The organism is Pseudomonas sp. DTU_2021_1001937_2_SI_NGA_ILE_001, from assembly GCF_032463525.1.
GTDB lineage: Bacteria > Pseudomonadota > Gammaproteobacteria > Pseudomonadales > Pseudomonadaceae > Aquipseudomonas.
Map to the genome: position 1 here is coordinate 4572642 of NZ_CP135971.1, position 23560 is coordinate 4596201.

Annotated in this window: 22 protein-coding genes; 5 read left to right on the top strand and 17 right to left on the bottom strand. The window is 64.2% G+C overall.

Annotated features, from left to right (window positions below; translation table 11 throughout):
* Positions 1–95: 95 nt before the first annotated feature.
* The gene (locus tag RRX38_RS19865; protein WP_295476447.1) at positions 96–575 is read right to left on the bottom strand and encodes an Lrp/AsnC family transcriptional regulator; all 480 of its coding nucleotides are present in this window, start codon (positions 573–575) and stop codon (positions 96–98) included.
* Positions 576–973: 398 nt separating this feature from the next.
* On the opposite strand from RRX38_RS19865, the gene RRX38_RS19870 reads away from it, so the two are divergent.
* Positions 974–2071: a DUF6515 family protein gene (locus RRX38_RS19870; protein WP_315960374.1), complete on the top strand. Its 1098-nt coding sequence runs from the start codon at positions 974–976 to the stop codon at positions 2069–2071.
* On the opposite strand, the gene RRX38_RS19875 is transcribed toward RRX38_RS19870, so the two are convergent.
* Positions 2056–2958, bottom strand: a complete 903-nt coding sequence (locus RRX38_RS19875; protein WP_315960375.1) for a cation diffusion facilitator family transporter — start codon at positions 2956–2958, stop codon at positions 2056–2058. The genes RRX38_RS19870 and RRX38_RS19875 overlap by 16 nt on opposite strands.
* A 3-nt stretch (positions 2959–2961) precedes the next feature.
* Complete coding sequence (locus RRX38_RS19880) at positions 2962–3381, bottom strand: polyribonucleotide nucleotidyltransferase (RefSeq protein WP_295476442.1); 420 nt, start codon at positions 3379–3381, stop codon at positions 2962–2964.
* A gap of 141 nt (positions 3382–3522) precedes the next feature.
* Between RRX38_RS19880 and RRX38_RS19885 the strand changes: the two genes are divergently transcribed.
* Positions 3523–3816: a hypothetical protein gene (locus RRX38_RS19885; protein ID WP_315960376.1), complete on the top strand. Its 294-nt coding sequence runs from the start codon at positions 3523–3525 to the stop codon at positions 3814–3816.
* A 25-nt stretch (positions 3817–3841) separates the two neighbouring features.
* Here the strand turns inward: RRX38_RS19885 and gspD are convergent, their stop codons facing one another.
* The 12 genes from gspD to RRX38_RS19945 form a co-directional block, all read right to left on the bottom strand.
* Positions 3842–6136 carry a type II secretion system secretin GspD gene (gene gspD / locus RRX38_RS19890; RefSeq protein ID WP_315960377.1) on the bottom strand — a complete coding sequence of 765 codons (2295 nt, stop codon included), beginning with the start codon at positions 6134–6136 and terminating at the stop codon, positions 3842–3844.
* A complete protein-coding gene (locus RRX38_RS19895; protein ID WP_295476437.1) occupies positions 6133–6648 on the bottom strand; it encodes a general secretion pathway protein GspN in 516 nt (171 codons plus the stop codon). Before RRX38_RS19895 ends, gspD begins: the two co-directional genes overlap by 4 nt.
* Complete coding sequence (gene gspM / locus RRX38_RS19900) at positions 6645–7301, bottom strand: type II secretion system protein GspM (RefSeq protein ID WP_315960378.1); 657 nt, start codon at positions 7299–7301, stop codon at positions 6645–6647. The genes RRX38_RS19895 and gspM overlap by 4 nt, the downstream gene beginning before the upstream one ends.
* Positions 7291–8322 carry a type II secretion system protein GspL gene (locus RRX38_RS19905; protein ID WP_315960379.1) on the bottom strand — a complete coding sequence of 344 codons (1032 nt, stop codon included), beginning with the start codon at positions 8320–8322 and terminating at the stop codon, positions 7291–7293. Before RRX38_RS19905 ends, gspM begins: the two co-directional genes overlap by 11 nt.
* Positions 8319–9041 (bottom strand): type II secretion system minor pseudopilin GspK, encoded by a 723-nt coding sequence (locus tag RRX38_RS19910; RefSeq protein WP_315960380.1) that lies wholly within the window; start codon positions 9039–9041, stop codon positions 8319–8321. The genes RRX38_RS19905 and RRX38_RS19910 overlap by 4 nt, the downstream gene beginning before the upstream one ends.
* Complete coding sequence (locus RRX38_RS19915) at positions 9038–9649, bottom strand: prepilin-type N-terminal cleavage/methylation domain-containing protein (protein ID WP_315960381.1); 612 nt, start codon at positions 9647–9649, stop codon at positions 9038–9040. The genes RRX38_RS19910 and RRX38_RS19915 overlap by 4 nt, the downstream gene beginning before the upstream one ends.
* Positions 9646–10014 carry a prepilin-type N-terminal cleavage/methylation domain-containing protein gene (locus RRX38_RS19920; protein ID WP_315960382.1) on the bottom strand — a complete coding sequence of 123 codons (369 nt, stop codon included), beginning with the start codon at positions 10012–10014 and terminating at the stop codon, positions 9646–9648. The genes RRX38_RS19915 and RRX38_RS19920 overlap by 4 nt, the downstream gene beginning before the upstream one ends.
* Positions 10011–10448, bottom strand: coding sequence for a GspH/FimT family pseudopilin (locus tag RRX38_RS19925; protein ID WP_295476425.1), 438 nt, complete (start codon positions 10446–10448; stop codon positions 10011–10013). The genes RRX38_RS19920 and RRX38_RS19925 overlap by 4 nt, the downstream gene beginning before the upstream one ends.
* 1 nt (position 10449) lies before the next feature.
* Positions 10450–10875 (bottom strand): type II secretion system major pseudopilin GspG, encoded by a 426-nt coding sequence (gene gspG / locus RRX38_RS19930; RefSeq protein WP_315960384.1) that lies wholly within the window; start codon positions 10873–10875, stop codon positions 10450–10452.
* 10 nt (positions 10876–10885) lie between these two features.
* A complete protein-coding gene (gene gspF, locus RRX38_RS19935) occupies positions 10886–12085 on the bottom strand; it encodes a type II secretion system inner membrane protein GspF (RefSeq protein WP_315960385.1) in 1200 nt (399 codons plus the stop codon).
* 1 nt (position 12086) lies between these two features.
* On the bottom strand, positions 12087–13811 hold the full coding sequence (gene gspE / locus RRX38_RS19940) for a type II secretion system ATPase GspE (RefSeq protein WP_315960386.1): 1725 nt from the start codon (positions 13809–13811) through the stop codon (positions 12087–12089).
* A 72-nt stretch (positions 13812–13883) separates the two neighbouring features.
* Entirely contained in the window at positions 13884–14111 is a 228-nt protein-coding gene (locus tag RRX38_RS19945; RefSeq protein ID WP_315960387.1) for a hypothetical protein, read from the bottom strand.
* A gap of 465 nt (positions 14112–14576) precedes the next feature.
* On the opposite strand from RRX38_RS19945, the gene RRX38_RS19950 reads away from it, so the two are divergent.
* Positions 14577–17318 carry a beta-glucosidase gene (locus RRX38_RS19950; protein WP_315960389.1) on the top strand — a complete coding sequence of 914 codons (2742 nt, stop codon included), beginning with the start codon at positions 14577–14579 and terminating at the stop codon, positions 17316–17318.
* A 71-nt stretch (positions 17319–17389) separates the two neighbouring features.
* Here RRX38_RS19950 and RRX38_RS19955 read toward each other — a convergent pair whose 3' ends face one another.
* Positions 17390–18019, bottom strand: coding sequence for a TetR/AcrR family transcriptional regulator (locus RRX38_RS19955; RefSeq protein WP_315960390.1), 630 nt, complete (start codon positions 18017–18019; stop codon positions 17390–17392).
* A 257-nt stretch (positions 18020–18276) separates the two neighbouring features.
* Here RRX38_RS19955 and hrpB point away from each other — a divergent pair, with 257 nt between their 5' ends.
* Positions 18277–20799, top strand: a complete 2523-nt coding sequence (gene hrpB / locus RRX38_RS19960) for an ATP-dependent helicase HrpB (RefSeq protein WP_315960391.1) — start codon at positions 18277–18279, stop codon at positions 20797–20799.
* Positions 20800–20871: 72 nt separating this feature from the next.
* Here the strand turns inward: hrpB and RRX38_RS19965 are convergent, their stop codons facing one another.
* Entirely contained in the window at positions 20872–21876 is a 1005-nt protein-coding gene (locus tag RRX38_RS19965; RefSeq protein WP_295476410.1) for a GntR family transcriptional regulator, read from the bottom strand.
* A gap of 302 nt (positions 21877–22178) precedes the next feature.
* Between RRX38_RS19965 and RRX38_RS19970 the strand changes: the two genes are divergently transcribed.
* Complete coding sequence (locus RRX38_RS19970) at positions 22179–23537, top strand: amidase (protein WP_315960392.1); 1359 nt, start codon at positions 22179–22181, stop codon at positions 23535–23537.
* The last annotated feature ends 23 nt before the right edge of the window (positions 23538–23560 follow it).

Sequence of the window (23560 nt, forward strand, 5' to 3'; positions counted from 1 at the left end):
AGCGGACAGTGAGGTCACTGCATCCGCTGAGTGTCATGCAATTTTCGCGAGCAAGCGCGCTCCTGCAAAAAATCGTTCACTGACCTCTGCTGGCGTCAGTTGCGCAGGTGGGTCAGCGGCATTTCGGTGCTGGCCAGCACCTGGTTGAGCACGAAGCTGGATTTCACGCTGGTCACCCCTTCGATACGGGTCAGGTGGCCCAGCAGTAGTTTCTGGTAGTGATCCATGTCCGGCACCACCACCTTGAGTTGATAGTCGGCGTCCATCCCGGTCACCAGACAGCATTCCAGCACCTGGGGCAGGTTGCGAATGTGCTGCTCGAAGTTCTCGAAACGTTCCGGGGTATGGCGATCCATGCCGATCAGTACGTAGGCGGTGAGGCTCAGCCCCAGTTTCTTGCGGTCCAGCAGGGCCACCTGGCGCACGATGTAACCGTCGTCTTCGAGCTGCTTGACCCGCCGCGAACAGGGCGACGGCGACAGGCCGATGCGCTCGGCCAGTTCCTGGTTGGAGATGCGGGCGTCGCGCTGCAGTTCGGCCAGGATGCTCAGGTCATATCTGTCGAGCTTGCTCACAATGTTCTCCTTTATGTTTCAGATTGCGCCAAATTATTTGTCTTAAGTGAAAAATTGCGCAAGTGAAGTTTTATTGAGCAATATTCGCAATCCTTCGCCTCGGCTGCACGCCTATCATTTTCCACAGAATCACTGCCCGGACATCGCGTCCACGGCGACCCGCCCAATCAGGCGCGTCGCGGCCCGCTACCCAACAGGGTAAACCGAGGCCCCCGGGCTGCATCCTGTCCAGAAGACGGTATGAAGTGAGCCGGCGCCACAAGCGTCGAGCCAGGACGAAGTATCCCAAGGGGGCCATCTGGCCCCCTTTTTTGTTTCACGGGTCTGATACAGTGTGGGGCATGGCGCTGGCGCATGTGGCCACGACGTCTCCCGTGAAGATTCCTAGTGAGGAAAGCATGAAATCCGGCATCTGGCAGCTCGCGATCACCAGTCTGTTGTGCTTGAGCCTCACCTCCCACGTCTTGGCCGACGACCGGCGCGATGCCCTCGACGAATTACGCGACCCGCCGCGCCAGCCGAACCCGGCCGAGCGCCAGCAGCAGATGCAGATCCAGCAACAGCAGAACCAGATGCGCCAGGTCGAACGCCAGCAACAGTTGCAGATTCAACAGCAACAGCGTGACCAGCAACGGCAGATCCAGCAGCAGTACGACCAGCAGCGCGATGTGCAGCGCCAACAGGACCGGCAGATTCGCGAACAGCAGGCGCAACAGCGTCAGGTCGAGCGCCAGCAACAGCAGCAGATCCAGCAGCAACAGCGCGAGCAGCAACGGCAGATCCTCGACCAGCAGAATCAGCAGCGGCAGCAACTGCGCCAGAGCCAGAACAACCTGCCGATCCAGGGGCGCCCTGACCAGGTCTGGCAGACCCAGCCGCCGCGCCAGGGCTATTACCAGGACCTGCCGCGCGGCCAGCGGCCCCAGGACCACTGGGCCGGCCGCCCTGACGGACGCGGTGACGGCTGGGGGCCTGGCCCGCGCTACCGGCCGGGCTACTTCATTGACCGCGTGCCAGGCGACTATGCGCGCATTCCCTGGCGGGGGCAGAACTACTTCTATTCCGGTGGCTACTGGTATCAGCCGCAGGGTTCGCGCTATGTGGTGGTAACGCCGCCCTATGGCGCGCGCGTGCGCAGCCTGCCGGACTATTCCCGCGAAGTGTGGGTGGGTGGTTCGCTGCTGTTCCTCGCCGCCGGCACCTACTATGCCTGGCAGCCGGAGAGCGAAGAGTACGTGGTGGTCAACCCGCCGCCGCAGCCGGTGTATACCCAGGCGCCGGCGGCCAACAATGCCTACGACCCGGTGTTCTCGCCGATTGCCGGGCAGACCCAGGAGCAGGTGGAGTTCGACCGCTACCAATGCTACCGCCAGGCCGTGCAGGACACCGGCTTCGACCCGGCCACGGCAACTTACCAACCCGCCCCCGAGGTGCTGGACGGCTACCGCCGCGCCATGGGCGCCTGCCTGTACCAGCGCGGTTATCGGGTCGAATGATCCGCGCTTGGCCTCACCACTTCCTGCGGGTCGGCATGCACCAGCACCTCGGCCAGCGGGTACTGCGCATGAATGGCCGCTGCCGCCTGATCGCAGCGTTCATGGGCCACCGACAGCGTCAGTGAGCCAGGCAGCTCCAGGTGCAACTGAACGAACCACACCTGCCCGGAAATCCGTGTGCGCAGGTCGTGGGCGCCCAGCACGCCGGGCACCTGGCAGGCCAGTTCAAGCATGTGGGCACTGACGTCGCTCGGCAGTTCTTCGTCCATCAGCACCGAAAAGGTCTCGCGGGCGATCTGCACCGCACTCCAGATGATGTAGCCGGCAATGCCCAGGCCGAACCAGGCATCGGCCTGATGCCAGCCCATGGCGCTGAGCACCAGCGCCAGCAGGATGCTGGCGTTGAGCAGCAGGTCGGAGCGGTAGTGCAGCGAGTCGGCTTTGATCGCGCTGGAGCCCGTGGTGTCGATCACGCGCTTTTGCAATCTCAGCAAGGCCACGGTCAGCACCAGCGACAGCACGATCACCAGGATGCCTGGCAACGCGGACGCCAGAGGCTCGGGGTTCTGAATGCGTTCGACCGCCTGCATGGCGATCAGCACACCGCTGACCGCGATGAACAACGCCTGGGCCATACCCGACAGCGCCTGGGCCTTGCCATGCCCGTAGCGGTGGTCATCGTCGGCCGGGCGCAGCGCGTAATGCACCGCCAGCAGGTTGAGCAGCGATGCCGCGCCGTCGAGCAGCGAGTCGGTGAGACCGGCCAGCAGGCTGACCGAGCCGCTCATCCACCAGGCGACGGCCTTGCAGATGATCAGGGTGACGGCCACCCCCAGTGAGGCGCGGGTCGCCAGGCGCAGCAGGCGGGCGTGGTCGGCTTGCGGCATGGGTCAGGCAGCCGGCTTCAGGCCCAGGCTGGCCAGTTGCGAAAGGCTGCCACGGCTCTGGATCAGGCGCGGGTCGTCCAGCGGGATGGAACGACCCAGTTCGTCTTCCAGGATGACCTGCAGCTTGCGGGTGTCGACGCTGCCGTCGGCATTGACCGCTGGTTGCAGCTTTTGCGGGTCGATCTGCGCATGTTCGTTGGGACCGTAATAGATGGCGCCGGTGGCGAAGTCCACACCCAGCGCGATCACCCCGGGAATCACGTAGAACAGCAGGCCCAGGGCATCGAGCACGGCAATCGCCGGGTCGATCTTGCCGTCGATCTGCCCGCGACGGTCGGGATAGAAGATGCTGCCGCAGGCCGACAGTTGGGTGACCAGGGTGGCAGCCAGGACGCCGCCGATCAAACGGGAAGGAATGCGCATGGAAAACTCCTGTAGTGAAGGGGCAACTATACAAGGCATAGCGGGTTGTCGCTGCTCAGACTGCGTCGACGCCTGCAGGTTCTGCGCGAGGCCTCACCATAACGGCATAATGCCTGCTCATGATTGAAGAAAGGATGAACGATGCCGCATGCCAGGCTCGCCGCCCGAGAGGTGTACCAGTTGCTCAAGGATGTGGCGCAGGGCGAGCGCGCGTTGCGGCTGCTCGACGAGACCCAGGGCGCATTGCAGATCGAGATCGACGGCTGGCGCCTGACCCTGCTGCATGAGGGCCGTGTACTGCAGTGCTGTCGACATTGCCAGGCCACGGACGGTCGGCAGGGCTCGCTGGACGACTGGCACCGCAGCGGCACCGACCCACTGGCCTTTCTGAGCGCATGGGAACAGCGGCAGATCGAGCGGCGCCTGTGGGGCTGAGGTCCAGGCCCACAGGCGCCGGTGCTTATTGCCTGGGCTTGATCAGTTGCAATTGCTGGCGATAGTCATCCGTCACCTGCCGGGCCTGGCTGTTGCTGGTGACCACGCGCGGGGTGATCAGCACCAGCAGTTCGGTGCGCTTCTTGCTCTTGCTGGTACTGCCGAACAACCAGCGCAGCCCTGGAATGCGTCCCAGATAGGGCACTGACGAGGCGGTATCGCTGTTGTCCTGCTTGATCAGCCCGCCCAGCAGGACGGTCTGCCCACTCTGCACGGCCACCTGTGTGGACACCGAGCGCGTAGAGATGCGCGGGTTGCCGTTGTTGTCGGAGGCAGCGGAGTTATCGGCGTCACTGACCTGCTGCTGAATGTCCAGGTAGACGAGACCGCCCGGGTTGATGCGCGGCACCACGTCGAGAATGACCCCGGTCTGCACGTATTCGACGCTGCTCAGTGTGGTGTTGGAGACGTTGGTGTTGACCGTGGTCTGGCTGATGGGGATGTTGTCGCCGACCTGGATCTGCGCCTGCTGGTTGTTCATCACCACCAGCGAGGGCGCTGACAGCACCTGCGTGCGGCCATTGGTTTCCAGCGCATGCAGCGCCACCTGCAGGTTGTTGCTGACGAACGAATAGAACAACGAGTCCGTGGCACCCAGCCCCGCCCCGCCGCCGCCGAGCGCACCCTGGCTGCCCGCAGCATTGGCCACCGTGTTGCTTCCGGAGTTGCCGGCCAGCCGGCCCAGGTACCATTGCACGCCGAGGTCCAGTTCGCCGCTGAGGTTGACCTCCAGAATCCGCGTTTCGATCTGCACCTGCATCGGCGCGTTGTCCAGGCGTTTGATGGCCGACTCGATTTCCGCCCACTGCGCGGGGCGGGTGCGGATCAACAGCTGGTTGCTGCTTTTCTGCGCGGTAATGCGGGTGCTGTCATCCAGGCGCTGGCTGGCGCCGGACGGCGTGCCAGCGGTTTCGCCATAGGTGCTGTCCGTGCTGTCAGCCGCTTCATCGCCGCCCTCGGCGTCGGTGTCTGCGTCGCTTTGCTGCAGGCCGCCCTGCAGGTTGGCATTGCCGCCGTTCAGGCCCATGGCCGATGCCGAGCCCATGCCCTGGCCGGTGCCGTTGAAGCCCATACCGACCGAGTTGCCGTTGCTGCCATTGAGCGACGACAGCGAGCGGGTACGCAAGCCGGGAGCGACCCTGGCTGCGCTGTCATCCTTGATCTGGCCGTTGCCGTAGATCTGCCGCAGGTACTTGGCCAGATCGGCGGCCTTCATGTTGCGCACGTCATACACGTACATCTGCGGCTCGTTGCCGCCGCCTTCGTCGATGGTGCGAATCCAGTCGCCCACTTCGCTCAGGTACTGTGGCTGGGCCGAGATCGCCACGATCGAATTGGTTCGTTCGATGGGCATGAAGCGCACCATGCCAGCGGTGGGCAGGCCGCTGTCGGGGCCGAACATTTTCGTCAGCTCCGGCATCAGTTCGGCGACGCTCGCGCGCTGCAGGCCATAGACGCCCACCGACATGCCCTTGAGCCAGTCGACATCGAAGGTATCGATGGTGTCCTGATAGTTGGCCAGTTCATCCGGCGTACCGGCCAGGCTGAGTACGTTGCGCCCAGGGTCGACCAGCAGGAAAGCGTTGTCACGGGCGAAGGGCTTGAGCAGCTTCTGCATCTCCGTCGCCGAGATGTAGTGCAGCGGGAACAGCCGCGCCGACATGCCGCTGGAAGGGCGGGCAACCGGCATCTCGGGGACCAGCTTGCCGGCCACGGCCTGGTTGGCCGGCAGGATCACGTAGCGATCGCCCTGGCGGATCATCGCGTTGTCGGTCCATGACAGCAGGGTTTCCAGAATCGACAGCGCCTGCTGCTTGTTCACCGGCTTGGAGGTGGAGAAGCTGACGTCACCCTTGACCCCCTGAGCGATGCTGTAGTTTTCGTGCAGCAGGTCGCCCATCACGCTGTTGATCACCGCTTCGATGGGCTGGTTGGTGAAGTTGAACACGATATCGCCGACCTCTGCAGCGCCGGCCTTGGTGCTCGACGCCGGTGCCGGGTTGCGTACGAACCGCTGGCTGCCACGCATGATCTGCTGGCGTGGCCCTGCGCTGGCGCTGGGGTTGGCCTGTGGTGCCAGGGGCTGGGGTTCCGATAGCGGCGGGCGCTGTGATCCTGTGCCGTTGAGTGCTTCCTGCATCAGTGCCGGGTCGTTTTCAAGAGGCTCTGGCGTTGTGGCGCAACCGGCCAGTGCAACCGCCGTGGCCAGGCAAAGCAAGGGACTGCGCAAACGGGGAAACTCAGGATAGCGATTGGTCATGGTGTGCGTACGTCTGGAAGGGTAATGGGTCGGGCTTTCGAGGGGGGTGGAAGGCGAAGCAGGGGCAGGCGCAGTTCACGGGTCTGCCCCTCGTGGGTAAAGGTGGCTTGCCGTGCGCTGGCAGCGGTCAGCGTCCAGCCGTTGTCGAGGCTGCTGCCGACGGCCAGTTTCACGTTGCGCTGGTCGGGCATGCGCAGCAGTACCCATTGAGATTGGCCGTCGATGATCACCCCGCTGAGGCTGATGCCATCCAGCGAGGACGCCTGGTGCTTGTCGGCCACCGGGTCGGGTTTGCGGTCCGGGCTGAACATCGATTGCTGCCAGGTCAGGGCCAGGGCTTGCGACGACAAAGGGGGCAGCGCCTTGGGTTTGCTGGCCGGTGCCGCTGCATGGACCTCGCCCGGTGGCAACCAGTTCACTGTCTGCCCGGCGCCCATGGCCAGGCTGATGGCGGTGGCGCTCAACAGGGCGGTGGCGGCCAGCAGCGCCAGGGTCAGGTTGTCGAGTCTCATGCGTCAGGCTCCGTGCCGGGGGCGGATGCCTTGCCTGACTGTTTGCCGGCTTGAGCAGAGCTGGACGCCTGTTGCATGTAGCCACGCAGCAGCAGGTGGACCTCCAGGCGCCCGGCGCCGCCCCTGGCCGGTGCCGAGGTGGCGCGGCGCAGGCTCAGGTTGTCGACGAACAGAAACGGCTGCCCGTATTCGAAGTCGTGCAGCAGCCTGGCCAGGGGCTCCATGGCGCATTCCAGGGTCAGGCTGACTTTCACCTGGCGATAGGGCTCTGCACCGTCATGCTCGGGGGTGATCGGCATGCGCTGCGTGACTTCGCAGCCGGGGCCCTGATCGGCGTGGGCCTTGACCAGGTCGAGGCTGCGTTGCATCAGGTCGGCGGCCACGGCGCTGGGATCTTCGCCGGGCAGCAGGCTGGTGCGGCTGGATGGGTCGCGGCGCGCCGCCTGTAGCTGCTGCTCCAGGCTGTCGTGTTGCTGCAGGATGGCGGCGTAGCGCTGTTGCTGGCCACGCAGCATCTCGGCCTGTTCGTCGAGCGCATTGAGCGGGTCGAGAAACCAGCTTTGCACCAGCAGCCACCACGCCGCCCAAAGTACCAGTGCGAGGACGATCAGCGCCGCGCCGCGGCGCTCCCTGGCGGTCAGCTCACGGCGCATCGGCGGCCTCCTTGTGCAATTGGGCGCGCAGGGAAAAGCGTTCCTTGCCGGTCGCTTCGTCGGGCTGGATGATGCCCTGGAACTGCGCGTCACTCAGGGTCTTGCAGTCTTTCATGCGGGTGATCAGGGCGCTGACCTTGGCGCTTTGCCCGGAAAGCGACACGCCGCCGCCGTCGGTGATTTCCAGTTGCTCGACCCAGGTGTCGGCACCCAGGCAGCCGGTCAGGTCGACCAGCACGCTGGACAGCGTGGGTTGCGCGGCTTTCTGCTGGGCCAGGTAGCGTGCCGCACCCTGCGTGTTGATCAGTTCGCGGCGCAGGTTCTGTACTTGTTGCACCTGCGTGCGCTGCTCGTCGACGCGGTGCTGCATCGTCTCGACCATCGCCGTGCGGGCATCCAGCCAGAGCATCATGCAGCTCACCAGCAACACGCCGCAGGCCAGTGCCAGATAGCCTGGCAATTGCGCACGCGCCGGGCGCGCTGGCCGTTGCTCGGCGGGCAGCAGGTCGATGCCCAGGCGCTGGCCACGGGCGTCATAGCCGTCGACGGCATGCAGCGCCAGCCCTCTGGCCTGGCATTCCTCGAGCGCTGGCTGCAGGCGCTCGCGCAGCACCGCCGCCAACTGCACCTTGGCCAGCGCGCCGTCCTTGCCGATGACCCGGGCCACGTAATGCAGGCGTTCGCGGGGGTAGGGCGTGTACTTGTCGAGTTCGAAGCCGATCACGCTGTGCAGGTCGCGCACGGCGGCACTCGGCAGCATCAGGGTCTGGACCAGCAGCATGTTGGCCGGCAGCAGCAGAACCCGACGTTCATCGGGATGTTCGTCGATCTGCTCGGGCAGCGGCCAGTCCACCAGGCGTTCGCGTACCTGAGGCAGCAGGCGCGTGCGAATGGCGGCGGGCAACAGCGCATGTAGCTCGCCCAGCCAGGCCTGCCAGAGGTGTTGTGCCCGGCTGCCACGCCATTGGCCGAGCAGGCGGGCTTGCAGCGCAGCGAGCTGCTTTGAAAGACGATGCTTCATTCTTGCCAGCGCAGGACCCGATAAGGCCTGACACCCTCCTTCGATGGGTTGAGTAGCAGCGTGACGCTCAGCGTCTTGCTGAAGCCGCCGGGCAATGTCGCCCGGCTTTGTACGGTGATGACCGGCCCCGCCTGAGTGGCGGCCCCGCTGCCGCGTGGCAGATTCAGGGCCTGACGCAACCACGGCGAGGCCTGGCCGGCGACCGGGGCGGGCAAGCCGCTCCACAGGGTCAGGTGCGCACTGGCGCACTGGTAAAGCCGCTGGTCCATGGCCGGCAGTTCGCGCACTTCCTCGATGCTGCGCAGGGGCGGACGCTTGTCGCCACGGCGCTGGGTCAGGGCCTGCGACAGTTGCCCGGACTGTTCGGCCGAACTGCCACAGGCGCGCAACAGCCGGGCGAAGGATTCGGCGGGTGCCGCGTTGACATCCAGCTTCCCGGCTTCGCTGGTCAGGCTCACCGCCAGCGACGCCTGGTCAAAGCGCAGCGCGTGCGCCTGGCCATCGGTTTTCCAGTGGCGCTGCGGGTCACGATCCAGTTGCGCCAGCACGGCCATTTCCACCCCCGCCTCGGCGGCCAGCAGCGCCTGGGTCTGCTGGCGTTGCCACAGCGCCTGGCGATTCTGCGGGTGCACCCAGCCCAGCAGGCCGGCAAGCAAGGTGCCCAGCAGTGCCAGGACCCACAGCACCAGGAGCAGGGCCACACCGCGCTGGTTTGTCATAGCGCGTGCGCCTCCGACGACAGGTCCAGGCGCAGGTCGATGCTCTGCAACGGCCATGGCACCGGCCCCCTCAGCAGTGCGTCGATACGTACGTTCAGCGGCAGCCGCCCCGGCCAGGGCCAGTGATCGAGCCAGTCGGTGGCAACGCCTTGGGGCGAGACGCCGCGATAGCTGAATTGCACGTCCTGTACCTGATGCAGCAGCACCTGGGGCTCCAGCGCCGGCTGCAGGCCCTGATCGCTCAGACGTTGCAGGCTTACCTGCAGGCGCTGCCCTTGGGCCAGCGCCAGGCTGTATCGATACAGACCACCACCCAGGGTGCTGGCGAGCGGTGCATGAAAGGTCATGCTGTGCGGCTCGCCGATGAACACGGGCGCCTGCTCCGACGGCGAGGTCCCGGCCGCCAAGGGCAGGCTCTGGCCGATGGCATGGCGCAGGAAATTCTGCGTCGAACGCACTTCGTCCAGTGCCGCGCTGTAGCGTTCGGCCTTGGCCAGGGCCCGATTGCCGCCGCTGATCGCGCCGGCAATCAGGGTGAGCAGCACGCCGAGCAGGCTCAGCACGATCAGCACTTCCAGCAAGGTGAACCCCTGGGCACGACGCTTCATTGTCCGGCCCCCGAACCCGCACTGCGCACTTGCAGCGCGCTGTAGTGCGCGTGCCGTTTACCGTCGCTGACATCCAGGTCGAGCCGCCAGGCGTCCAGCGGTGCGTTGCCGCCGGGCATGGCGCTGACGTTCAGGCGCCACTTCACGCCCGACCATTGCCCCTCGGTCACGCCGGCCTGCAAGCGGCGCGCGCGGGCCTCGTCCATCAACGAGCGTGCGGTCAGGCTCAGCAGGTCGCTGCGTTGCACCTGCTGCAGGGCGCGGGCGCTTTGCCCGAAGGCCACCACCAGCACGCTGCTGCACAGCGCCAGCACCGCAAGCGCAGCGAGCATTTCCAGCAGCGTGAAGCCGCGCTCGCCGCTCAATTGAGCCTGCGCAACTGAACGCTGCCGTTCAGCCAGTTGATATCGACCCGCCACTGCTTGTCGTTGCGGCTCAGCAACAGATGCCCACCGCTCGACCCGCCATCGGGATAGAACTCGAATGCCGGGCCCAGGCCGTCGGCGGTCTGCAGTTGCACGTGCATGTCGGCGGGCAGGCGATGGGCTTTCTGCTGCGGCCCCTGGAAGCGCCCGTTCCTGAGATCGAAGCGGGTCTGCGCCGGTTGCCCGGTGACGATCGCCTGCACCCGCGCCGCGCGCAGCGCCTGCACCACCTCGCTCAAGGCGCGGTGCTCGCTGGCGGTGTGCAGGCCTTTGCCCACGCCGAAGCCCACCACGCCGATACCGATGCCGATCAGGACGATCACCACCAGCAGTTCGAACAGGGTGAAGCCGCGGGAGCGGGGCAGGGCGCGCATGTTACTGCCAGTTACCGATATCGGCGCGGTAGCCTTCGCCACCGGGCTGGCCGTCCTGGCCGTAGAAGATCAGGTCGAAGTTGCCGTGCTCGCCAGGGAAGCGGTAACCGAAGGCATGGCCGAACGGGTCCTTGAGGTCGGACTCTTTCGCATAGGGGCCTGCCCAGCCTGTGGCATTGGCGGGCTTGCTGACCAGCTGCTGCAGGTTGGCCGGTGGCGAGCCGACATCCAGCGCGTAGCTTTCGATCTTCATGCTCAGGCTGGCCAGCTGTGCCTTGCCGGCGCCGTACTTGCCCTTGTCGACGTTGCCGCCGACCTGGCGTACGACGATGGTCGCCACGATGCCGAGCAGCACGATGACCGCGAGCATTTCCAACAGGGTGAAGCCGCCCTGGCGACGGCCATTGACGGATTTGAATCGACGCATGTGTGTGTCCTCAAATGTTACTGGTCAGGCTCATCAGCGGAAGCATGATGGCCAGCATGATCACCGCCACCATGACCGCCATGACCACGGTCAGGCTGGGTACCAGGGCCGCGAGCATGCGGTCGATGCCACGCTTGGCCTCGACGTCGAAGACGTCGGCGACCTTGAGCAGCATGCTGTCGAGATTGCCGGCCTGTTCGCCGACCTCGATCATTTGCAGGGCCAGTTCCGGCAGCAGTGGTTGTTCTCCAAAGGCTTGAGCCAGCCTGCCGCCACCCTTGACCCAATCGGTGGCTTGCTCGAACTGGGCGCGCAGGGCGTGGTTGCCGCATACCTCGCGCACGATGGTCATGGCTTGCAGCAGGGCCACGCCGTTGCTCAGCAAGGTGCCCAGGGTGCGGGCCAGTCGCGCGGCCTCGATGCGTTGCAGCAACGGGCCGATGACCTTCAGTGACAACAGGCGCCGGTCGTGCCGTTGCCGACGCTGTGGGTCGCGGCGCAGCACCGCGATGCTCCAGACCGATGCCACGATGGCGGCCAGCAGCACCAGGCCGTAGGCGCTCAGGAACTCGCCCATGCCGAGAATGGCCTGGGTGATCAACGGCACCGGAACGCCCAGGTCGCGGAAGATCGGCACGAACTGCGGCACCACGTAAGCCAGCAGCAAGGCCAGCGAGCCGAGTACGCCGACCACCAGGAAAATCGGATAGATCAGCGCGTTGACCACTTCGCCGCGCAGCTTCTGACTGCGCTCCAGGTATTCGCCCAGCTGGCGCAGGGTGTTTTCCAGCGAGCCGCCGGCCTCACCGGCGCGCACCATGCTGATGTACAGGCTGGAAAACTCGCCGTGCTCTTCTTCCAGCGCATGGCTCAGTGGCTTGCCGGCTTTGACCTGTTCGCGCACTCGCTCGAAGACGGCCTGGCGGCGAGGCTCCTGGTTCTGTTTGCCGAGCGTGCCCAAGGCCCGTTCCAATGGTTGGCCAGCGCCGATCAGGGTTGCCAACTGCTGGGTGAAACTGACCAGCGCCGCGCCGTTGAGCACGCGACGCCGCATGGCCGTCAGCCCTTGATGGGTGCCGGCTTCCAGGCTGAGCAGCAACAGGTTGCGCTTTTGCAGGATGGCCGCTGCGGCGTTCTCGTCGCTCGCTTCCAGCGTGCCATGGTGCGTGGCCCCCTCGGCGTCCAGCGCCCGGTACTTGAAATGCGCCATGTCAGTCTCCGCGCGTCACGCGCAGCACCTCGTCGAGGGAGGTCACGCCGGCAACGGCCTGGCGCAGGCCGTCTTCATACAAGGTGCGCAACCCACCCCGTCGGGCAGCCTGTTCGAGTGTCGCGGCATCGGCCTGACGCATCAGCAGGCTACGCAGTTCTTCGTTCATCACCAGCAGTTCGGTGATTGCGCTACGACCATGGAAGCCACCGCCCGGCAACTCGCTGGCCGGGCGGTAGAGCATGATCGGGCGTTGCTCGGTGAAGCGTTCAAGACCGTGCTCGGCCACCAGTTCAGGCGGCGCTTCGAAGGCGATGCGTGTGACCGGGTCAAGGCGACGCACCAGACGCTGGGCCAGGATGCCCTTGACGGTGGAGGCGATCAGGTAACTCTCCACGCCCATGTCCAGCAGGCGGGTGATACTCGCCGCCGCGCTGTTGGTGTGCAGGGTGGACAACACCAGGTGGCCGGTGAGGGCGGATTGAATCGCGATGCGGCAGGTTTCCAGGTCGCGCATCTCACCGATCATGATCACGTCGGGGTCCTGCCGCACGATGGAGCGCAGCGCGCCGGCGAAGTCCAGGCCGATGGAGGGCTTGACCTGAATCTGGTTGATGCCTTCGAGCTGGTATTCCACCGGGTCTTCGACGGTGATGATCTTGCGTTCGGCGGTGTTCAGGCGTGACAGCGCCGTATATAGGGTGGTGGTCTTGCCTGAGCCGGTAGGGCCGGTGACCAGCAGGATGCCGTTGGGGTTTTCCAGCACGTCGAGAAAGTTGGCCAGGCGTTCGCCGTCCATGCCCAGGCTGGGAAAATCGAAATTCACCGTTTCGCGATCGAGCAGGCGCATGACCACCGACTCGCCGAAGCTGGTCGGTACGGTGCTGACCCGTAGGTCCAGCTCCTTGCCTTGTATGCGCAGCATGATCCGGCCGTCCTGCGGCAGGCGCCGCTCGGCGATGTCCAGCCTGGCCATGATCTTCAGGCGCGAAATGATCGCTGCCGATGAACTCGAGGGTGGTGCCTCGGCCTCGTGCAGCACCCCGTCGATGCGGTAGCGCACTTTCAGCTGGCTTTCGAAGGGTTCGATGTGGATGTCCGAAGCGCGTTGTTCGACGGCGCGCTGCAGGATCAGGTTGACCAGGCGGATGACCGGGGCTTCGGAGGCCAGGTCCTTGAGATGCTCGATGTCTTCTTCGGCTCCGCCGTGCTCATCCATGGTTTCGATCAACGAGCCCATGGCCGAGCGGCCTTGGCCGTAGAAACGCTCGATCAGGCCATCGACTTCGCTGGCCAGGCCCACCGACACATACACCGGGGTCTGGCAGGCATAGCGCACCGCCTCCAGCCCATAGGCATTGGCGGGATTGGCGGCCAGCACATGCACGCCATCGGCGTGGCTGCCGATAGGCAGCAACCGGTTGTGACGCATGAAGCGCTCACTCAATACGGGCAGCGTGTCGGTGGGCGGCGGGACGGCATCGGCAACCAGTAAAGGTGCCTCAAGCGTCGAGGCCCAGGCCCGGGCCAGGTCCATTTCCGAGACCAGGCCGAGGCGTGTCAGCAGTTCGGTCAGTGAACTGCCGGGTGATTCCTGCGCGAGTCGCTGTGCCCGTTCCAGATCGACTGCTTTGAGCCCGGCGTTTGCCAACAGCCAGGCACACAGCGCCTCGGCCGAATGCCCGCTCAGGTGCTCAAGATGGACAGGATTCAAAGTATCGGGCACGAGCTAACTTCAAATACGACAAACAGCAGGTGTAGCGCACCTGGTGTTCTTTATTAATGGATGAGTGGGATGTTAGTTCGAGTTGCTGGAAAACTGTTGGGCGGGGCGGCCACGCTTGTTTTCGTCTGCCTGAACTTGCTTCTGTTTTTTACTTTCAACTTTCACGTTTTTTGTTTGTGTCATCAGGGTGCTGTCCGGTGCGCCGGATGCCGAATCCTGAGTGCTGGATTCGGCCGCAAAAGTGCTGGCGGATACGGCAAGCGTCATGGCAGCGATAGCACTAAGCAATGGCAATTTCATATCGTGGTTCTCCAATGTTTGTGACAGCTTTGAAAGGACTGGGCGTGACCGGATCGTCGCTTTCTGCTCACCCTCTGCGGGCTTTTACCCCCTGATTTCATTGGGGATTGGGCGATCCTTGGTCATTTTGCTAAACCTACAGACCTGTAGGTTTTGTGAGAGTTCACCTTGTGTGTCAAAAAATTTCCGGGTTTTTCTATTTGTATATTTTTGTTTGACTTCAACTAAAAATGTAAGTCTTAATTTAAAAGACGCGTGGGTCCACCGCGCACTTAGCTGGCGCAGTGCCAGTAACTTTGGTTCTACCTAGTTTGTTGCCCAAGTTCACGGCGAGTCTGTGCTTGTGCCTTTTTCTGCTCGCAGTTTGCTCTGGAAACTGCGGTATAGGTGTTGTATTGCCATGAATAAAGGCATCCAGCCTGCACGCTGCGACCTTTGCGCACAGGGGATATCTGGAGAGTTTTAATGCGAAGCCGTAAAACGATTGGTGCTCACTCGGCATTGGCGCTTTTGAGCCTGGCCATTGGTTATGCCAACGCTGCAACCACCACCACCCAGGAGCAGTTGGCGGCCCGTGAAGCCCGCGCCGACAAAGAGGCCGAGAAGACCCTGGCGAAGATGACCCAGGAAGAGAAGCTGACCTACATCGGTGGGGTCCTGGGTTGGGACGTGAAGCCATTGTCGCAATACGGCATTCCACAGATCCATGGTACAGACGGCGGCGCCGGCGTTCGTTACGTCAGTGAAGGCAACGATCAAGGTGTGGTTTACCCTGCCGGTCCGAACCTGGCGGCAACCTTCAACCCCCGTCGCGCCATCGACTTCGGTCGTGCCCTGGGCTACGACACGGCCACCGGTGGCTACCAATTCGTGACAGGGCCGGGCATGAACCTGTACCGCATGCCATGGAGCGGTCGGGCGTTCGAATACCTCTCGGGTGAAGACCCGTTCCTGGGCGCCAGCCTCGCTCCTGCGGTGATCAACGGCATCCAGCAGCGCCGGGTCTGGGCTGAAGCCAAGCACTACGCCGCTAACGACCAGGAAACCAACCGCTTCATCCTCAACCAGGTGATGCCGGAGCGGGTGCTGCGCGAGATGAGTCTGCCTGCGTTCGAGTCGGCGACCAAGAACAGCACCGTTGCGATGATGATGTGTGCGTTCCAGAAGGTGAACGGCGAGTACGCGTGTGAAAACAAACACCTGCTCACGGACATTCTGAAAAAGGAATGGGGCTTCAAAGGCCTGGTGCAGAGCGACTACAACGCCATCGTCCATGGCCTGCCCGCCGCACAGGCCGGCAGCGACCTGGACATGATGGGCGGCCAGATGAACAGCAAGGTGCTCAAGCCTTACCTGGACAGCGGTGAGCTGGACATGGCGACCATCGATGACAAGGTTCGTCGCATCCTCAAGAACATCTACCTGTACCAGTTCGACAAAATCGCACCGCTGACCACCCACAACATGGCCAGCGCCACCAGCAACAAGGTCGCGCTGAACATTGCCCGTGAAGGCATCGTGCTGCTGAAAAACCAGAACGACGTGCTGCCGCTGGACAAGTCCAAGGTCAAGCGCATCGCCGTGGTCGGCGACCTGGCCAAATACGCTCCACCGACCGGTTTTGGCAGCGCCTATGTCGATGCCAGCCACTACATCAGCGAGCTGAGCGGTCTGCAACAAATGGCGCCGGGCGCCAAGGTCGAGTTCCTCGACAGCCTGTCGCTGGACCCGGCGGCTTCGAAGTGGACCACCACCGACAGCAAAGGCAACACGGTCGACGGCATGAAGGCCGAGTTCTTCAACAACGCCAACTGGTCCGGCGATCCGTCGAGCGTGCGCATCGACAACCATGTCGATATGGACTGGTCCACCGACGATCTGCCGAGCAATGGCGATGTCAACAACACCTCGATTCGCTGGAGCGGCCAGATCAAGCCGACCATCAGCGGCGACCAGGTGTTCAAGGTCCGCGCCGACGGCGCCGTGCGCCTGTGGGTCAACGGCAAGAAGATCATCGACAACGGCGACGGTGAGAACATCACCTTCGGCAGCATTCCGCCGACCATCCCGGAGTCGGGCAAGATCAAGCTTGAAGCCGGCAAGACCTATGACGTGAAGCTGGAATACTCGCGTCGCGACGGTTACCTCTCCACGCTGGGCGGCCTGGTCGGTGTGCAGATGGCCTGGGCGTCGCTGGCCGCCCCGCAGGATCTGTCGCAGTACGATGCGGTTGTGGTCGCTGTGGGCAACAGCAACGAATACGAAGGTGAAGGCTTCGACCACAGCTTCGACCTGCCCGAGTACCAGAACGAGCTGATCCAGAGCATCGCCAAGGCCAACCCGAACACCATCGTCACCATGCACGGTGGTACCGGGCTGAAGATGAGCGACTGGATCGACCAGGTGCCGGCGGCGCTGCATGCGTTCTATCCGGGCCAGAACGGTGGTCAGGCACTGGCCGAGATCCTCTTCGGCAAGGTCAACCCATCCGGCAAGCTGCCGATCAGCATCGAGCGCAACGTCGAAGACAACCCGCTGTATAAGGACTTCCCGAAGTTCGACAGCACCCGCAAGCTGGTCAAGGAACTCAGCTACAAGAACGACCTGACCATGCTCGGCTACCGTGGTTACGACAAGACCGGCACCAAGCCGCTGTTCGCCTTCGGCCACGGCCTGTCGTACACGCAGTTCACCTACAACAACATCTCGGTCACGCCGGGGGTTGCGGTGGGCAACACGCCAATCAAGGTGTCCTTCGACCTGACCAACAGCGGCAAGCGCGCCGGTTCCGAAGTCGCCGAGCTGTACGTCGGCCAGAAGAATCCGAAAGTCGAGCGCGCGGTCAAGGAGCTCAAGGGCTACAAGAAGGTCTTCCTGCAGCCGGGTGAAACCCGCCGGGTCACCATCGAACTCAATGACCGCTCGCTGGCGTACTTCGATGAGGCGAGCAAGCAGTGGGTCGTCGATGCCGACACCTTCGACATCAGCGTGGGTTCGGCCTCGGATGACATTCGCCTGAACGGCAGCCTGGTCAACCAGTTCCGTCAGGAGCTGTCGACCACCACCAGCAACCCGCTGCCACGTTCGGCACTGAACTCGACCAAGGCGCTACTGCCTGCGGTCAAGACCGGTGGGGTTTTCGACCAGGACGAAAACATCAACGACGGTAACGGCAACGCCGACTATGACGGCAGCACCGACTACTGATTGACCCACGGGCGCCGACTTCGCTGACGGTGAAACGGAACGGGGTGATCCAGCCATGGATCACCCCGTTTTCATTTGGCCTGAATATCCCGCCTGACCTGCGCCATATAGCTTTCGAAGGTCTTGACCAGGTCGACCTGCTCCGGAAAGCGCAGCCATTGCAACTGCAAGCCGTCCATCATCGCCAGGATCTGCCGGATGAGGCTGTCCAGGTCTACGTCTGCACGTACTTCTCCGGTGGTCACCAGGTGGTCGAGGCGCGCGCGCATGCGCCCGTAGATGGTCTGGTAGCGGGTCTGGAACCACTCCCAGGCCGGGTGGCTGTCTACCAGGCTTTCGGCATTGAGAATGCTGAACGCACGAATGACACCAGGCGCCGTTGCATTCGCCCGGTTGATCGCCAGCAGCCCTTCGATGAAGCCGTCCAGGGTCGCTTCGCTCTGGACCTTGTCAAGGACCTTGCGGTTGACCTCATCGCGCCGGGCCAGCACGCCCATGAGCAGAGCGGCCTTGTTGGGAAAGTGGTGCAGTACCCCGGCCACGGAGATGCCGACGTGCTCGGCGATACGGGCGATGGACGCGCCGGCATAACCCTCGAGTGAATACAGCCCAAGCGCCGCATCCAGTAATTCTTCGCGGCGTTTCTGGCCTTTTGGCGCGCGGCGGGTGCGGGGTGCTGACGCTGGTGGGGTGCCTTCCATGTGGATCCTGTGGGTAACGGTTTGCATCTTTATGGTGCAACTTTACGCGAGCCTTTACCCCGGTCGCCAGCCCGGGATTGTCGGACACAGGCAGCGTAGCCGCTTTTAAGCCTGTGCCAGCGGCGTGGGCCGTCAACCCTGGCGGGGCTATGGCCGCAAGCCCCTTGGCTTGAACTGCCGCACCACCTGTTGTGCTCAGGTCGGAACGGGTCAGCGGCTCTCCAGGCGTATACTGCCGCTCTGATTTGGGGGCCTAGATGATTTCTCTACCAATTGACCTCGTACTGCCATCTCTTCGCGAAGCGCTGGCCAAGCGCGACGAGGCTGTCCTGGAAGCGCCGCCCGGCGCCGGCAAGACCACCCGCGTGCCGCTGGCGCTGCTGGATGAGCCTTGGCTGGCCGGGCAGAGCATTCTGATGCTCGAACCCCGGCGCCTGGCGGCCCGCGCCGCCGCCGAGCGGCTGGCCAGCGAGCTGGGTGAGAAGGTCGGCGAAACGGTCGGCTACCGTATCCGCCTGGACAGCAAGGTGGGGCCGAAGACGCGCATTGAGGTGGTGACCGAGGGTATTCTCACCCGCCGCTTGCAGGACGACCCGGCGCTGGAAGGCGTGGGGCTGTTGATTTTCGATGAGTTCCACGAGCGCAGCCTGGATGCCGACCTGGCCCTGGCGCTGAGCCTCAATGGTCGTGAGCTGCTGCGCGATGACCCGCCGCTGAAAATCCTGCTGATGTCCGCGACCCTGGAAGGCGAGCGTCTGTCGACGCTGCTCGATGACGCGCCGGTGGTGCGCAGCGAGGGGCGGATGTTTCCGGTCAGCACGCAATGGGGGCGGCCGTTCCAGCCTGGTGAGTTCGTCGAGCCCCGGGTGGTGCAGACGGTCCTCGACGCACTGGGCAGCGAAAGCGGCAGCCTGTTGGTGTTCCTGCCTGGCCAGGCGGAGATTCGCCGGGTGCATCAGCAACTCGCTGAAGCCTTGGGTGAGCGCCGCGACGTGTTGCTGTGCCCCTTGCATGGCGAGCTGGACCTCGACGCCCAGCGCGCGGCCATCGACCCGGCGCCGGCGGGCAAGCGCAAGGTGGTGTTGGCCACCAACATCGCCGAGACCAGCCTGACCATCGACGGTGTGCGGGTGGTGGTGGACGCTGGCCTGGCGCGAGTGCCGCGCTTCGACCCCGGCAGTGGCATGACCCGCCTGGACACCCAGCGTATTTCCCGCGCCAGTGCCACCCAGCGTGCCGGCCGTGCCGGACGCCTGGAGCCAGGGGTGTGCTACCGCCTGTGGTCCGAAGCCCAGCATGACCAGTTGGCGGCCTATGGCAGCGCCGAGATTCTTCAGGCCGACCTGGCCGGCCTGGCCCTGCAGCTGGCGCGCTGGGGCGTGGAGCCTGGTCAGTTGCAGTGGCTGGACCAGCCGCCCGCCGCCGCTTTTGCCCAGGCCCGCGACCTGTTGCAGCGCCTTGGTGCCCTGCAGGATGACGGGCGCCTGAGCCGCCATGGCCAGGCCATGGCCGAGCTGCCGGCGCATCCGCGCATCGCTCACCTGCTGTTGCGCGGGCACGACCTCGGCCTGGCAGACATGGCCTGCAATGTGGCGGCCCTGTTGGGCGAACGTGACATTCTGCGCGGCGCCGGTGCCGACCTGCACAGCCGCCTGGCCCTGCTGAGCGGCGAGCACAAGGCGCAGCGTGGCGGGCAGGGCGGGGTGCAGCGTGCGCGGCAACTGGCCCGGCAATACCGCAGCTACCTGCGCGGTACGCCAGGCCAGCCGGTCAGCGATCCGCAGGATAGCCGCTGGCTGGGCGCCCTGCTGGCCCTGGCCTATCCGGACCGCGTGGCACGCCAGCGCCGCGCTGGCGGCGCGGAATATCGCCTGGCCAATGGCCGGGCAGCGCTGTTCGGCGAAGCCGATGCGTTGATGAAGCACGAATGGCTGGTGGTCGCCGACCTGGGCAGCCGCCAAGGCCAGCGCGAGGAGCGGATCTACCTGGCCGCCGACCTCGATGAGTCGTTGTTCGACACTGTGCTGAGCGAGCAGGTCCGTCAGGTGGATGAACTGGACTGGGATGAACGCGAAGGCGTTCTGCGTGCCGAGCGGCAGATCAAGGTGGGCGAGCTGGTGCTGTCCCGTGCACCGCTGACGAATCTGGATGACGAGGCGCGTACGCGGGCGCTGATCAACCATGTGCGCCGCAAAGGGCTGGAGCTGCTGCCGTGGACGCCGGAGCTGCGTCAGTGGCAGGCAAGGGTAGAACTGCTGCGCACGCTCGACGTTGAAGCGGGGGTTGAAAGCCAGTGGCCTGACTTGCGCGACGAGGCTCTGCTGGCGACCCTGGAGCAGTGGCTGGCGCCTTATCTCGGCAAGGTTTCGCGGCTCAGCCATTTCGCCCAGCTCGACCTGTCTTCCATCCTGCGCAACCTGTTGCCCTGGCCATTGCCCCAGCACCTCGATGCCCTGGCGCCGCAGACGGTTGCGGTGCCGTCGGGCTCGAACATTCGCGTCGACTACAGCGAGCGGCCTCCGGTGCTTGCCGTTCGTCTTCAGGAGTTGTTCGGTCAGGTGGATACGCCGCGCATCGCCAATGGGCGGCAGGTGCTGAAGCTGCACCTGTTGTCGCCGGCACGGCGCCCGGTGCAGGTGACCCAGGACCTGGCGAATTTCTGGAAGTCGACTTACGGCGAAGTGAAGAAGGACCTCAAAGGCCGCTATCCCAAGCATTTCTGGCCAGACGATCCGCTGGTGGCGCAGGCGACGGCCCGGGCCAAGCCAAGGGGAACGTAAAGCGCCTGGTAAAGGAAAGCTGCCTAGCCCCGGCGATGCCGGGATCCGCCAGCTGCGCCGTATATCTTTACTTCAAGCGAGCCTTTCGAGGTAGCGGGGCGCATTGGGCTCTGGCAGTACGGACAGCACCTTGAGCCGTTGCAGGGTGCGCTCGCGGGCTTTGGCGATGTGGTCGCGCAGGCACGAGCAGGCCGACTCGACCGTTCCGTACAACAAGGCCTCGAAAATCAGGCGATGCTCGACCAGCATCGCTTCGTCGTTGCTGGAATGCAGGGCTTCATGCAGTACGCGACCGACGTTCATGGGGATCTGGCACTGGCGAATGACCGCTGCCATGCGCGTGTTGCTCACCCCGGCGATGCAGGTGACGTGCAGGTCTTGCTCCAGCTGTTCGATGGCTGCCCGGTGCACGTCGCGGCCCGCGGCCTGGGCTTCGATCACGCGCTGCAACATCGCTTCCAGGTCGCTGCGAGACACCTGTTCGACACCTTGGCGAAGAGCATCGGGTTCCAGCAGCATTCGCAGTTCGTAGTCTTGCTTGACGGCCTGGGCCGTCAGTGGCCCGGCCAGCCATTGCGAGTAGGGCTCTTTTTCCACCAGGCCCTTGTCGCGCAGGCGCATCAAGGCTTCTCTGATGACCGCTCGGCTGACGTTCAGCTCTTCGGCGGCGCTCTGTTCGTCGATGCGATAGTGACCGAAGACCATGAAACGGATGACTGTCTGCGCGAGGTGGTCATAGATCCGCTCGCCCAGGGGGCGGTAATCGATGAGGTCGTCCTGTGGCTCCAGGCCCAGCAGCTTGCGGGTCAGGGGTACGCGGAGCGGGGTTTGCGTGGTGCCCTCGGGGTCGATCATGAAGCCCCGGCCATCGAAACGGCGAATGAGCCCTTCTTCATGGAGCAGATTCAGGGCCTGGCGAACCGGTACGCGGCTGGTACCGAAAAGCTCGGCCAGCGGGCCCTCGACCAGCACCAGGCCAGGAACCGTCTGACCGCCGAGAATCGCATCGCGCAACGTGTTGCGAATGGTCTCGTAGCGAGAAGACGGACGCTCTTCCAGGGAGGGTGTGGCAGACATCAGGACGGCTCTCATCAAGCGTGGCGGGGAAGTTTCTCACAAGCAGGGGGGAGATGTGAGCGAACGCCGGTAACACTTCCATGAGCGATCTTGGGGCGAGCTGTTACTGAAAAGCCCAAAATGGATCATTTATTTAAAAATACATTTTTCGAGCCAGGCGCGTTGCGCAAACCCATTACCGCATTCATCTGCCTGTCATAGAGCCTCCCAATCCAGTATGGGACCTAAGGTTCAAAACTTGGCACGCTCAATGCTTCTATAAATGTACTTATTTTTAAAATGTACATTTTGTAGGGTGTGCCATGCGTGTCGATGCTCATTCCCTGGCCCAGCGATTCGCCGAGGGCACGACCGACCCTGTCGAGGTGCTCGACCACGCGCTGCTGGGCGCGGCGCAAAGTCCCGCGGCGTTCATTAGCCTCACCGAACAGCGCGCCCGGCGTGAGGCGCTTGCCGCCCAGGCGCGCTGGCAGGCCGGTCAACCGTTGTCGCCCTTCGATGGCGTACCTGTGGTGTGGAAAGACCTTTACGACCTGGCCGGCTGCGTTACCACGGCCGGGGCCAAAGTGCGCATGGGCAACCCCCCTGCATCACGCGATTGCTCACTGGCCGTGGCGCTCAGCCGTGCCGGCATGGTGTGCGTCGGCAAGACCAACCTCAGTGAGCTGGCGTACTCCGGGCTGGGCTTGAATCCGCATTTCGGAACCCCGGCCAATCTGCGCTTCAACGGTGAGCTGCGTGCCCCGGGTGGGTCGTCTTCGGGTTCGGCCATCGCCGTTGCCCATGGCATCGCGCCTGTGGGCATGTCTACGGATACTGCAGGTTCGATCCGAGTGCCTGCCGCGTTCAACGGCCTGGTGGGCTATCGAAGCAGCGCGAAGCGTTATTCGTTCGACGGCGTGGCACCGCTGGCCAGCTCGCTCGACTCGCTGGGGCCGATTACCCACAGCGTTCGCGACGCCATCGTGGTGGATAACCTTTTGCTGGGCAACCGCACTGGCATGCCGCTGGAGGTGCCGGGCCTGCCCATCGCCGGGGTCCGGCTGTGTGTGGATGTCGAGCTGCTGCGTGATGTGCGCATCCAGGCTGAAGTCAGTGCCAATCTTCTTGCTGCGCTGGAGCGCCTGGCCTCGGCAGGCGCCGTGATCGAGCGCCGGAAGGTGCAGGCTTTTCAACAGGCACTGGAGGTCATCGAGCAGGTTGGCTGGCTTGGCAGTGCCGAAGCCTTTGCTCTGCACCAGGCGCTGCTCGACAGCCCGGATGCCGAGCAGCTCGACCCCCGCGTGCGCCAACGGCTTGAGGCTGCGCGAGCCTACCCGGCCAGTAAACAGGTGCGCTTGTACCAGGCTGCCCAGGCCCTCAAGGCACAGATGGCCCGAGAGCTGGATGGGGCGTTCCTGGTGACCCCTACGGTCGGTCATGTTGCGCCGCTTCTGGCGCCTCTCGAAGAGGACAACGAGCTTTTTGTGCGCACCAACCTGGCGACGCTCAGGCTGACCATGCCCGGCAGCATGCTGGACATGCCCGGCGTGGCGATCCCCAGCGGTATCGGAGAGGCAGGGCTTCCCACCAGTTTCCTTCTTTCAAGTTTCAGCGGAAATGACCCGCAACTGCTGCGTGCCGCCCTGGCGATCGAGCCTTTGGTGCGAGGTTGGAGCTGAAGGCCGCCCGGCGGGCAGGCCAT